The organism is Frankiales bacterium (assembly GCA_016125335.1).
Lineage (GTDB): Bacteria > Actinomycetota > Actinomycetes > S36-B12 > CAIYMF01 > Longivirga.
Window position 1 is genome coordinate 46,214 of sequence record WGLY01000033.1, and the last position, 12,617, is coordinate 58,830.

Sequence of the window (12,617 nt, forward strand, 5' to 3'; positions counted from 1 at the left end):
CGTCAGCGTCGGCCGCGGAGGCGGTCGAGGTCGCGGCGCTCGCGCTTGGTGGGACGCCCGGCGCCGCGGTCGCGGACGAGCACGGCGGGTCGCTCCGCGCGGGGCGGCGGTGGCGGGGTGCGGTCCTCGTAGTGCAGCGCCGCCACGGTGGCGCTCGTGCGCTTCTCGATGAGGCCCGTCACCACCAGCACGCGCTCCCCGGCCGGGGTCCGCGCCCGCACGGTGTCGCCGGGCCGCACGGGGTGCGCCGGCTTCACGCTGACGTCGTTGACCTTCACGTGCCCGGCCCGGCAGGCGGCGCTCGCCGCCGAGCGGGTGGGGTAGACGCGCACCGCCCAGGTCCAGGCGTCGGCCCGGACGCTCGTGGGGACCTCGCGCGCCGGCATGCCGCCAGCCTACGAAGCCGCTTCCCGCACGGACCCGACGTCACTGGTGAAAGGGTCGCTTCCCGGCAGCGGAAGCAGCCGTTCCACCAGTGACATCGGTCAGAACTTGCAGTACTGGGAGAGCGCGGCGTTGATGGGGAGCTGCTTGCCGATCACCTGCGCGGGCGAGCCGGTGGCGGCCGTGTAGGCGTCGATCTGGGCCTGAGAGACCGAGTCGGCCTCGATCATCGCGCGCATGAGCTTGTTGACCTGCGTGAAGTAGTCGATCGACGCGCCGGGGTCGCCGAAGCCGGTGGCCGGGTGGCCGCGCAGGACCTCCAGCTTGGCGAGCACCTCGTCCATGCCGTCGGGCGTGTAGCTGGTGAGCTGGCCGCTGCGCAGGCCGTCCACGGCGTCCTTGCTGCCGGCGCCGGCGAGCACCTGCGTGAACACGATGAACTTCGCGGTGACGTCCTTCGTGATGCCCGAGCAGTCGAGGTCGCCGCCCACGGCCGGAGCGCTTGACTCGCCGGCGTTGGCCGACGCCGCGCTCTCCGCGACCGACGCGGCGCTCGACGCCCGCGCGATCAGGCTCTGCGCCGTGTCGGACGGCGAACTCCCGCCGCACGCCGTGAGGGTGAGACCGAGGCCGACGACCGCGCCGACGACCAGTCCAGGACCGCGCATTCCCCGTCGCATGGCCGGAGGCTAGCGGGCGCGGCGACGTCCGCGGCACCCCCGAACGGCTGGACTCAGGGCCCGCGACGCGCTCGGCCACGCAGAGGGCGGGTCGCCGGCGCCGGGAGGGGAGGGTCGGGCTCCCCGGCGGCCCCACCACCGGGGAGCCCGGGACTCGGTGCCGGCCCGCTCCCCGGCGGGCCGGCGTCCCGGTGCGGTCAGTCGTCCTCGACCGTCACCCACCGAGGCTCGTGGTCGCCGTGATCGGCCACCCCGAGCTCCTCCTCGATCTCCGCCGACAGCGAGCGCTCCACGCCGGCGAGCTGCTCGTAGTAGTGCCAGCGCTGGTCGATGTCGGCCTGCGCCAGCGCGAGCAGGTGCGCGCTGCGGTCGTGGTCGCTGCGGTCGAGTGCGGAGTACCTCGTCTCCTCGCGGGTGAAGTCCGCGAGGGTGGTCGTGGGCCGCTTGCTGTCCAGGCTGAACGGGTGCGCGTCCGGCGCCGGACTCGGGTGGAAGCGGTAGAGCGGCCAGTAGCCGCTCGTCACCGCCGCCTTCTGGTGCGCCATCGACGACGACATCTCGATGCCGTGGGCGATGCAGGTGGAGTACGCGAGCACGATCGACGGCCCGGGCCACGCGGCGGCCTCGAGCAGGGCGCGCACGGTCTGGGTCTCGTTGGCCCCCATCGCGACCTGCGCGACGTACACGTCGCCGTAGGCCATCGCGAGCAGCCCGAGGTCCTTCTTCTTGGTCGGCTTGCCGTGGCTGGCGAACTTCGCCGCCGCACCGCGCGGCGTCGACTTGGACGCCTGCCCGCCGGTGTTGGAGTACACCTCGGTGTCGAGCACCAGGACGTTCACGTTGCGGCCGGAGGCCAGCACGTGGTCGAGGCCGCCGAAGTCGATGTCGTAGGCCCAGCCGTCGCCGCCGACGATCCACACGCTCTGCGGCACGAACGCGTCGGCGAGCGAGGCGAGCGAGACGGCGCGCGGGTCGTCGACGCCGGCCAGCGCGTCGCGCAGGCGCGCCACCTCGTCGCGGCGCTCCGCGACCGAGGCCTCGTCGGTCACCTCGGGCTCGCGCTCCACCAGCGGCGTCACGACGTCGGGGGGCAGCACGTCGGACAGCTCGCGCAGCAGCCGGTGCGCGTCGGCCACCTGCCGCTCCACGCCCAGCCGGATCCCGAGGCCGAACTCCGCGTTGTCCTCGAACAGCGAGTTGACCCACGCCGGGCCGCGCCCGTTCGCGTCCTTGGCCCACGGGGTGGTGGGCAGGTTGCCGCCGTAGATCGACGAGCAGCCGGTGGCGTTCGCGACCACCATCCGGTCGCCGAGCAGCTGCGAGAGCAGCTTGAGGTACGGCGTCTCGCCGCAGCCGGCGCACGCGCCCGAGAACTCGAACAGCGGGCGGAGCAGCTGCGACCCCTTGACCGTGTCGTGGCGCACCGCGGAGCGGTCGACGTCCGGGATGTTCTGGAAGAACTCGTAGCGCGGCCGCTCCACGTCGCGGTGCTCGGCCGCGGGCAGCAGGTCGATCGCCTTGTGGGAGGGGTCGGCCTTGTCGCGCACCGGGCACACGGCGACGCAGATGCCGCAGCCGGTGCAGTCGTCCGGCGCGACCTGGACCGTGAGGAGCGTGCCCTCCGGCAGGTCGTGGCCGCCGTAGGTCTTGGTGAGGAACCCCTCGGGCGCTCCGACGGCGTCAGAGGCGGGGAACGCCTTCATCCGGATCGCCGCGTGGGGGCAGACGATGGCGCACTTGCCGCAGTCGATGCACAGCGCCGGGTCCCAGATCGGCAGCTCCTCCGCGAGCATCCGCTTCTCGAGCGCAGCGGTGCCGGTGACGAAGGTGCCGTCGATGCTCATCGCGCTCACCGGGAGGGCGTCGCCGCGGCCCGCGATGAGCTCGCGCACCACGCCGTCCGGGCCCTTGGTGTCGGGGGCCGTCGCGGTGAGGGCGAGCGGCACCGGCACGCGGGCGAGCCCCGCGAGGGCGGCGTCGATCGCGACGAGGTTGCGCTGCACGACCTCCGGGCCGCGCCGTCCGTAGGCCTTCTCGATGCCGGCCTTGACCAGCTCGATCGCCTCGTCCACGGGCAGGACGTCGGCCACGGCGAAGAAGCACGGCTGCATCACGGTGTTGATGCGCGGGCCGAGGCCCGCCTCGCGCGCGATCGTCGTCGCGTCGATGGTCCACAGCGCGAGGCCCTTGGCGAGCACGTGGCTCTGCGCGTCGTGCGGCAGGTGGTCCCAGACCTCCTCGGCCGGGTAGGGGCTGTTGAGCAGCACCGTGCCGCCCGGCCGGGCGTGGGCCAGCACGTCGACGCGGGAGAGGAGGTGGAACTGGTGGCAGGCCACGAGGTCGGCCTGGTCGATGAGGTATGCGGAGCGGATCGTGTCCGGACCGAAGCGCAGGTGCGACACCGTCATCGACCCGGACTTCTTCGAGTCGTAGACGAAGTAGCCCTGGGCGTGAGAGTCGGTGTGCTCGCCGATGAGCTTGATGCTCGTCTTGTTCGCACCCACCGTGCCGTCGCTGCCGAGGCCGAAGAACATCGCCTGGACGGCGGAGGTCGGCACGCGGTACGACGGGTCGACCGGGAGCGAGAGCCCGGTCACGTCGTCGACGATGCCCACGGTGAAGCGCGGGCGCGGCTCGGGCAGGGCCAGCTCGTCGAACACGGCCTTGGCGTCGCCTGGCGTGAACTCCTTGGAGCCCAGGCCGTAGCGGCCGCCGATCACCAGCGTGCCCGACTCGCCGGCGAAGGCCGACATCACGTCGAGGTGCAGCGGCTCCGCCGGGGCGCCCGGCTCCTTGGTGCGGTCGAGCACGGCGATGCGGGTGACCGTCGCGGGCAGCGCGGCGCGCAGCGCGTCGGCGGGGAACGGCCGGTAGAGCCGCACCACGGCGACGCCGACCCGCTCGCCGCGCGAGACCAGATCGTCGACCGTCTCGCGCAGGGTGCCGGTCGCGGAGCCCATGGCGACGACGACGCGCTCGGCGTCGGGGTGGCCGTGGTAGTCGACGAGGTCGTAGCGGCGCCCCGTGCGCTCGGCCAGCTCCGCGAACACGGTCGCGACCGTGGCGGGCACCGCCGCGTAGTGGGTGTTGGCGGCCTCGCGCGACTGGAAGAACACGTCGGGGTTCTGGGCGCTGCCGCGCATCACCGGTGCCTCGGGCGTCAGGCCGTAGGCGCGGTGGGCGAGCACGTCGGAGTCGCGGACCACGGCGCGCAGGTCGTCGTCGTGGAGCAGCTCGATGGTGGCGACCTCGTGCGAGGTGCGGAAGCCGTCGAAGAAGTGCAGGAACGGCACCCGCGAGCGCAGCGTGGCGGCGTGCGCGACCAGTGCGAAGTCGTGGGCCTCCTGGACGTCGGACGCGCAGAGCATCGCCCAGCCGGTGCTGCGCACCGCCATCACGTCCGAGTGGTCCCCGAAGATCGACAGCGCGTGCGTGGCGACCGCGCGCGCGGCGACGTGCAGCACGGTGGGCGTCAGCTCGCCGGCCACCTTGAACATGGTGGGGATCATGAGCAGCAGGCCCTGCGACGCCGTGAACGACGTGGCCAGGGCGCCCTTCTGCACCGCGCCATGAAGCGCGGCGGCGGCGCCGCCCTCGGACTGCATCTCGACCACCTCGGGCACCGAGCCCCACAGGTTGGTGCGGCCGGCCGCGCTCCAGGCGTCGGCCAGCTCGCCCATCGCGGAGGCGGGGGTGATCGGGTAGATCGCGCAGACGTCGGACAGGCGGTGCGCGACGAGCGCGGCCGCCTCGTTGCCGTCGAGGCAGGCGATGTGGTGGACAGCGGACGAGGGAGTGGTCGTGGGGCGAGCCATGTCCTCACTGTGCGACCGCGTCACGGCCCGTTGCAGGGTGAGCGACGCGGTGTGACGTAGCAGTCTCCGGCACGGCCTAGGGTGCAGCCATGTCGCTGCTCGACCACACGCCGACCACCTCCTCCGCCCGGGCCGCGGAGCTGGCCGCGGACCTGTTCGGCCTGCACGGCACGGTGACCGAGCTGCCGAGCGAGCGCGACCGCAACTTCCGGGTCGACGCCGGCGCCGAGGGCGTCTGGGTGCTCAAGATCGCCAACGGGCTGGAGTCGCGCGACGTGCTCGACGCGCAGTCCGGCGCGGCGGCGCGGGCCGCGGCCGCGGGCGTGCCGGTGCAGGGCGTGCGACGCTCGCGCAGCGGCGAGGAGGTCGTCGAGGTCGACGGCCACCTCGTCCGGATGCTCGAGCACCTCCCCGGCACGCTCCTGGCCGACGTCGCGCCCGCCACGCCCGCGCTGCGCCGCGACCTGGGCCGGGTGCTCGGCCGTCTCGCCGCCGCCCTCGAGGGCTACGACCACCCGCAGGCGCACCGCGACTTCCACTGGGACGTGCTGCGCGCCCCCCAGGTGGTGGCTGCCACCCGGTCCGCCGTCACCGACCCGGCGCGCTCCCCCCTGCTCGACCGCGTGCTGGCCCGGCTCGACGACGTCGTGACGCCGCGCGCGCCGCGGCTGCGCCGCGCGGTCATCCACGGGGACGCCAACGACCACAACGTGCTGGTCGACCCCGGGCACCGGCACGACCCGGCCGCCCGCTTCACCCGGGTGAGCGGGCTCATCGACTTCGGCGACCTCGTGCACTCGGCCGTCGTCGCCGAGGTGGCCGTGGCCGCGGCCTACCTGGTGCACGTCGACGACCCCGTGGGGGCGGTGGCCGATGTCGCGGCCGGGTTCCACGAGGTGCACCCGCTGGCCGACGTCGAGCTCGAGGTGCTGTGGGAGCTCGTGCTCGCCCGGCTGGCGCTCTCCGGCGTCCACGCGGCCGACCAGTCGGCGCAGCGCCCGGACGACCCCTACCTGCGCGTCGACGAGGACTCGGCGTGGCGCTCGCTGGCGCGCCTGCTCGACGTCCCGCCGCTGCTCGCGTCGTGCCGGCTGCGCGCGGCGTGCGGCCTGGACCCGCTCCCGAGGGCGGCGTCGGTGCGCGCGCACCTGGCGGCGTCCTCCCCGGCGCCGCTGCTGGGCCGGCCGTGGGAGCAGGTGCGCACGTTCCACCTCGACCTCTCGGTGGGCAGCGACCTGTTCGGCGCGGCGGACGTCTCGGCGGACCCGGCGCGGTTCGACGCGCTGATCCGGCGCGACGTCGACGGCGACCCGGACGCCGTGGGCGTGGGCGGCTACGGCGAGGCGCGGCTGCTCTACACGGCGCCGGAGTTCGCCGTCGGCGACGACCCCGCGACCGAGCGGCGCACGGTGCACCTCGGCACCGACGTGTGGACCCGCGCGGGCACCGCGGTGCACGCCCCGCTCGCGGGCCGGGTGCGCCGTGTCTGCGAGAACACCGCCCGCCTCGACTACGGGCCGCTCGTGGTGCTCGAGCACGCCACCGGCGACGGTGAGCCGTTCTGGTCGCTCTACGGCCACCTCGCGGTCGAGACGCTCGACCACCTCCGGGAGGGCGACGCCGTCGCCGCCGGCGACGTGATCGGTTGGGTGGGGGAGCCGCCGCGCAACGGCGACTGGGCGCCGCACGTGCACGTGCAGGTGATCCTCGACCTGCTCGGGCTCGACGAGGACTACCCCGGCGTGGCCGTGCCGTCGCAGCGCGCCACGTGGCTCGCGCTCTCGCCCGACCCCGGTCTGCTGCTGGGCCTGCCGAGCACGCTCACCGCGGCGCCGGACGCGCGCGCGGTGCCCGAGACCCTGGGCGACCGGCGCAGGCTGCTCGGGCCCAACCTGTCCGTCTCCTACGCCGACCCGCTGCGCATCGTGCGCGGCGTCGGTGCCTATCTCTACGACGACGAGGGCCGCGCCTACCTCGACTCGGTGAACAACGTGGCGCACGTGGGCCACGCCCACCCGCACGTGGTGGCGGCCGGCGCGCGGCAGATGGCCGTGCTCAACACCAACACGCGCTACCTGCACGAGGAGGTGCTGCGCTACGCCGAGCGCCTCGCCGCGACGCTGCCGGACCCGCTGTCGGTGTGCTTCTTCGTCAACAGCGGCAGCGAGGCCAACGAGCTCGCGCTGCGGCTGGCGCGCGCGCACACCGGCGCGTGGGACGTCGTGTGCGTCGAGCACGGCTACCACGGCAACACCCAGACGCTGGTCGACGTCAGCCCCTACAAGCACGCCGGTCCGGGCGGCCGCGGCGCGCCGACGTGGGTGCACGTGGCCGCCATGCCCGACCCCTACCGCGGGGCGCACCGGGGCTACGGCGCCGACGTCGGTGCGGCGTACGCCCTCGACGTGCAGCGGTGCACGCAGGAGGCGCCCGACGGTCGCGTCGCCGCGATGATCGTCGAGTCGATGATCGGGTGCGGCGGCCAGGTGGTGCTGCCGGACGGCTACCTCGCCGCGGCGGCGGACCACGTCCGCGCGGCCGGCGGCCTGCTGATCGCCGACGAGGTGCAGGTGGGCTTCGGCCGTGTGGGCCCGCGCTTCTGGGGCTTCGCGACGCAGGACGTCGTGCCTGACGTCGTCACCGTCGGCAAGCCGGCCGGCGACGGTCACCCGCTCGCCGCCGTGGTGACCACGCCCGAGGTGGCGGCGTCGTTCGCCAACGGGATGGAGTACTTCAACACCTTCGGCGGCAACCCGGTGTCGGCGGCCATCGGCAACGCCGTGCTCGACGTGATCGAGCAGGAGCGTCTGCCGGAGCGGGCCGCGGCCACCGGGGCGCGCATCCTCGACGGCGCCCGTGAGCTGGCCGGGCGGCACGAGCTCATCGGCGACGTCCGCGGGCTGGGGCTCTACCTCGGGATCGAGCTCGTCCGCGACCGAGAGACCCTCGAGCCGGCGGGGGAGGAGGCGGCGCACGTCATCGAGCGCATGCGCCACCTCGGCGTGCTGGTGAGCACCGACGGCCCGTTCCACAACGTGCTCAAGGTGAAGCCGCCGATCGTGTGGGGCGAGGCCGAGGCCGATCGCCTGCTGTCCACCCTCGACCGCGTTCTGGACGAGCCGGCGCTGCGCCGGGCTTAGCTGTCCGGGCGCGGCCCTACGGTGGGCGCGGAGGTGGGGTCATGAGCGAGCAGGGGTGGCGTGCGTTCCTCGCGGCCGACGGCGTCGAGGACTGGGTCGTGCTGCACGGCGGTGCCACGGCCGTCTTCCGGGCACCGACGCTGGTCGACGCGGTGCGGCTGGCCGAGGCGCTGGCCCGGGTGCCGGACCTCGCGGGCTCGGGCGCGCTGCTCACGGTGGCCGACGACCGGCTCACGGTGCGGCTCACCCGGGGCGTGTTCCAGGTCGAGGAGCGGCACGTCGGGCTGGCCCGGGCCGTGTCCGCCGTCGCGCGCGAGCACGGCTGCGCGGCGGACCGGGCCGCCACGCAGGAGGTGCAGCTGGCCGTGGCCGCGCGGCCCGACGAGATCGACGTCGGGTTCTGGCGTGCCGTGCTCGGCTACGACGCACTCGAGGACGACGCCGGCGTCGACCCGTTGGGCCACGGGTCCACGGTGTGGATGCAGGACCTCGACCCGGCCAAGGCGCTGCGGCACGCGATGCACGTCGACGTCTCCCTCCCCCGCGAGCAGGCACGTGCCCGGATGGAGGCGGCGGTGGCCGCGGGCGGCCGCGTGGTGGAGGCGTCGCGGGCACCCGCCTGGTGGGTGCTGGCGGACCGCGCCGGGAACAAGGTGTGCATCGCCTCGTGGCCGGACGGCGCGGTGGCCGACGCGGCCGACGGCCCGGCGTAGGCCGGCGCTTCTCAGCCGAGCGAGGGCGCGATGAGCCGGCCGAACTTCGCGGCCAGCGTGCGGCTGAACGTCCGCGTGAGGTGGTGGCCGTCGCGGTAGACGATGACGCCGGTCGGCGTCACCACCTGGCAGGTGGAGCCCGGGCACACCAGCGAGGTCGGGTCGACGAACCGCACGCCGGGGATGCCTGCGACGCCGGCCTTCTCGGCCGCGACGAGCCCGGCGTCGAGGTGGGCGCGCTGGCTGCGCGGGAACGCGCACGCCGACGGGTCGCTCACGTGCGCGGACAGGCAGTCCGGGACGTCGCCCAGCGCCCACGGGGTGTCCTCGACCATCACCACCTGCGGGGCGATCGCCTTGAGCCGGGTCACCAGGTCGTGCGTGCCCTGCTGCCAGAGGGCGGGGAGGGTGCTCGGGGTGGCGGCCGAGCCCTGGCCGTCGAGCACGAGGTCGGGCGTGTAGCCCTTGCTGCGCACGACGACGACGGCGTCGAGGCGCGGCAGGGCCGCGAGCCGGCGCAGCACGTCGGCGCGCCACGCGTCGCAGGCGCTGTAGGGGGCGGTGTAGGCGGGCAGGTAGATCCCGACCTCGGTCATCGGGCACGAGGACTTCGACCAGAGGTACACCTGCCAGCCGCGCGCCTTGCCGGCCCGGTCGAGCGCGGGCAGCCACATCGCGGCGTGCGAGTCGCCAATGAGGGCGACCACCCGTGAGCCGTTGCGCGCGCCGTAGCGGCACGACGGGTCGGCCGTGGTGGTGGCGTAGCCGACGTAGCAGGCAGTCGCCGCCGACCCGTCGACGCGCGCCTGCGCGGGGGTCATCGCCGTGAGCGCGACGGGCGCGGACGACGGCTGCGCGGAGGGCTTGCCGGACGTGGCGGCGCCCTCGTTGGCGCCGCGGCCGGTCGACGTCGTGGCGGACGGACCCGCCGACGCCCCGGCCGCGACCGGCACCACGACCGGCGCCGTGCCGGTCTCGGCTCCGGTGCCCGAGTCGAGCAGGTTGCCGGCGAGCACCACGGTCGTGACGGTGAGCGCCGCGCCGAGCGCGAGCGAGCGGCCGCGCGACGCGGTGAACCACGGGGACCGGCGCACCGGCTGCTCCACCCATCGATGTGAGAGCTCGGCCAGCACGTACGAGAGCACGACTGCGGCGAGCACGTAGGCGAACGGTGCGTGCGTGGGCGACCCGTCGCCCGGGTCGCCGGTGCTCGGCGCGAGCGCGGCGGCCAGCACGAGCATCGGCCAGTGCCACAGGTACCAGGCGTACGACCGGCGGCCGACGTGCACGAGCAGCGGTGCGGAGAGCAGGCCGGCCGCGCCCACGCCGCGGGTGCGCGTGCCCGAGGCGACCACGAGCGCGGCACCGGCCACGGGCACCACCGCGGCCACGCCGGGGTAGGGCGTGGTGGTGCCGAAGCTCAGCGCCGCCCATCCGATGAGCAGCAGGCCGATCCACCCCGCCCCGCCGGCGATCGGCAGCGGCAGCTCGGCAAGCGCGAGCACGGCGAGCGAGAGGGCCGCGCCGACGGCGAGCTCCCACGCCCGGGTCTGGAGGCCGAAGTAGGCCCAGGGCCCGAGGGAGGAGGTGAGCCCGGCGGACAGCAGCAGCGTCACGACGAGCACGAGGCCGAGGGTGGTGGCGAGCCGGCGTCGGGCCATCGCGCTCCACCTCCCCGCTGATCGCACGACCAGCAGGATGAGCAGAGGCCACACGACGTAGAACTGCTCCTCGAGCGAGAGCGACCAGTAGTGCAGCACCGGGCTCTGCGCGGTGTCGGCCATGTACTGGGTGGCCCCGGCGGCGAAGTGCCAGTTGGAGACCCACAGCGCGGCGGACCGGATGTCGTCGGCCACTGACGCGTGCGCCAGCGGCGCGAGCACCAGCGCGGACAGGAACGCCGTCACGACGAGCACGAGCGCCGAGAGCGGCAGCAGCCGGCGCACCCGGCGTGCGTAGAACCCCGTGAGCGACACGCGGCCCGTGAGGTCGAGCTCGTCGACGAGCAGGCCGGTGATGAGGAAGCCGGAGAGCACGAAGAACACGTCGACGCCGACGAAGCCGCCGGGCACGCCGATGCCGGCGTGGAAGAGCACCACGAGCACCACGGCGATTGCGCGCAGTCCGTCGATGTCGCGACGGTAGGTGAGGTGCGGACGCCGCGGCGCCGGGCCGCGACGGGGCGCAGCGCTGGCCCGCGCGGTGCGTGGCGTGGCAGGGCGCACCACGACACCGCGCCCGTCCGTCACGGTCACTGTTCGACTGTAGGGGCGCACCGAGCGCTGGCCGTGGACCTGCGCCGCGCGTCGCGAGGCGCTCGCTGCGCGGCTCCGGGCCGGGTGGCGCCGCTTCTCCGGGCCCCGGCGCTGTGCGGGGTGACGTCGCGGTCGGCGGCGGCGCCGTCGCTCCCTGCCGATGGTGGGTGGCCTGGCGTCGGACCGTGATCGACCGATCGCTGAAAGTCGTTGCACTGCATGGGAATTCGTCGTCCGAAGCTCTTGACTGGATTCCGATGTACGTGCGATACTGACTCCCATGCACGAGACGCCGACACCCCCTCAGGGACCGCTGGCGGGCGCTGGGCGTGACGAGGACGTGGTGCTCGACCAGGGGTGGCTGGACGAGTGCGCGCTGTGGGAGGCGGGCCGGGAGGAGTGGGTCGCGGACGGGTGTCCCGGGCCGGAGCGGTTCGACGACGAGCGCTGGCCGGCGGAGGACCTGCTCTCGATGCGGGGCGCGGTCTCGGAGTGGGACCTGCCGTTGCTGGTGTCGGTCGACCCGGCCTCGCTCGATCGCGAGGACGCGCTGGTGTATCTGCGTCGGGTGGAGGCGGTCACGGCGCTGGTCGCCGGGGTGCGTGCCCGTGCGCTGGTGGCGGTCGCGGGCGCCGACGGGTCGGACTCGATGGCTGACCGGCACGCGGCGATGGAGGTCGGGGTGTGCGCCCGGGTGGGGGAGGGTGCGGCGGCGTCGGCGATCGCGACGGCGCGGGTGCTGCACGGCTGCTTCCCGGGGTTCCTGGCCGCGTTGGATGCGGGTGAGGTCTCGGAGTGGCACTGCCGTGAGCTCGTCGCCGGCACCCGGCACGTCACCGACCCGGACACCGTGGCCGCCCTGGGTGCTCGGCTGCTGCCGCGGGCGCGGCGGGTGACCCCGGCGCGGTTCCGCGGCGAGGTCGCCCGCGCGGTGGCCGACCTGGATGCTGCCCGCGCGAGCGAGCGCCGCGTCCGGGCCCGCGCCGGCCGGTACGTGTCGTGCCGCCCGCTCGAGGACGGGATGGGGTTCCTCGGCGTGGTCAGCGACTGGCCCACGATCTCCGCGATGCACGCCGTGATCGACGCCGACGGGCGCGCCCTGGCCGCCGAGCGCGGCGGCGCGGCCGCGGCCCGGGCCGGTGAGCCCGACGCGGGCGCGGACGCAGCCCGCGCGGACGCGTTCGCCGCGCGCGTGCTGGGCCGACGCGGCGAGGACGGCACGATCGTGTGGGACACCGCACCGGCGCAGGTCACCCTCACCGTGGTGATGGACCTGGACACGCTGCGCGGGGAGGCCGACCGGCACGCCCTGCTCGACGGCGAGCCCGTGCCCGCCCCGGTCGGGCGCGAGTACGCCGCCGCGGCCACCGCGTGGCGGCGCGCGGTCACCGACCCGGTCACCGGGCACCTGCTCGACCACGGCACCACCCGCTACCTGCCCGACCGGCTGCGCGACTACGTCCTGGCCCGCGACCACTGCCGCGCACCCGGCTGCACCACCCGCGCGACCTCGCGCCTGGAGATGGACCACGCCGTCCCGTTCCCCGACGGCCCGTCCTCGGCCGCCAACTGCGGCGGCCTGTGCCGGCGCCACCACCAGCTCAAGACCGCCCACCTGGCCGACCTCACC

Annotated in this window: 7 protein-coding genes; 3 read left to right on the forward strand and 4 right to left on the reverse strand. The window is 74.9% G+C overall.

Annotated elements, in window-relative coordinates; genetic code table 11:
• Positions 1-2 precede the first annotated feature (2 nt).
• From GC157_16515 to nifJ, 3 genes are all read right to left on the reverse strand, one after another.
• Positions 3-386: an RNA-binding S4 domain-containing protein gene (locus GC157_16515; protein ID MBI1379062.1), complete on the reverse strand. Its 384-nt coding sequence runs from the start codon at positions 384-386 to the stop codon at positions 3-5.
• Between the two features lie 99 nt (positions 387-485).
• Positions 486-1,064: a hypothetical protein gene (locus GC157_16520; GenBank protein ID MBI1379063.1), complete on the reverse strand. Its 579-nt coding sequence runs from the start codon at positions 1,062-1,064 to the stop codon at positions 486-488.
• Between the two features lie 197 nt (positions 1,065-1,261).
• Entirely contained in the window at positions 1,262-4,879 is a 3,618-nt protein-coding gene (gene nifJ, locus GC157_16525) for a pyruvate:ferredoxin (flavodoxin) oxidoreductase (protein MBI1379064.1), read from the reverse strand.
• 89 nt (positions 4,880-4,968) lie between these two features.
• On the opposite strand from nifJ, the gene GC157_16530 reads away from it, so the two are divergent.
• On the forward strand, positions 4,969-8,019 hold the full coding sequence (locus GC157_16530) for an aminotransferase class III-fold pyridoxal phosphate-dependent enzyme (GenBank protein ID MBI1379065.1): 3,051 nt from the start codon (positions 4,969-4,971) through the stop codon (positions 8,017-8,019).
• Between the two features lie 41 nt (positions 8,020-8,060).
• Positions 8,061-8,732 (forward strand): hypothetical protein, encoded by a 672-nt coding sequence (locus GC157_16535; protein MBI1379066.1) that lies wholly within the window; start codon positions 8,061-8,063, stop codon positions 8,730-8,732.
• Positions 8,733-8,743: 11 nt separating this feature from the next.
• On the opposite strand, the gene GC157_16540 is transcribed toward GC157_16535, so the two are convergent.
• The gene (locus GC157_16540; GenBank protein ID MBI1379067.1) at positions 8,744-11,269 is read right to left on the reverse strand and encodes an acyltransferase family protein; all 2,526 of its coding nucleotides are present in this window, start codon (positions 11,267-11,269) and stop codon (positions 8,744-8,746) included.
• On the opposite strand from GC157_16540, the gene GC157_16545 reads away from it, so the two are divergent.
• A partial coding sequence (locus GC157_16545; GenBank protein MBI1379068.1) for a DUF222 domain-containing protein occupies positions 11,268-12,617 on the forward strand: 1,350 nt, incomplete at its 3' end. The two genes, GC157_16540 and GC157_16545, sit on opposite strands and share 2 nt — an antisense overlap.

Bases quoted from the DNA above. Each gene is read 5' to 3' on its own strand.
- GC157_16515 (MBI1379062.1), bottom strand. From the start codon at position 386: ATGCCGGCGCGCGAGGTCCCCACGAGCGTCCGGGCCGACGCCTGGACC.
- GC157_16520 (MBI1379063.1), bottom strand. From the start codon at position 1,064: ATGCGACGGGGAATGCGCGGTCCTGGACTGGTCGTCGGCGCGGTCGTC.
- nifJ (MBI1379064.1), bottom strand. From the start codon at position 4,879: ATGGCTCGCCCCACGACCACTCCCTCGTCCGCTGTCCACCACATCGCC.
- GC157_16530 (MBI1379065.1), top strand. From the start codon at position 4,969: ATGTCGCTGCTCGACCACACGCCGACCACCTCCTCCGCCCGGGCCGCG.
- GC157_16535 (MBI1379066.1), top strand. From the start codon at position 8,061: ATGAGCGAGCAGGGGTGGCGTGCGTTCCTCGCGGCCGACGGCGTCGAG.
- GC157_16540 (MBI1379067.1), bottom strand. From the start codon at position 11,269: ATGGGAGTCAGTATCGCACGTACATCGGAATCCAGTCAAGAGCTTCGG.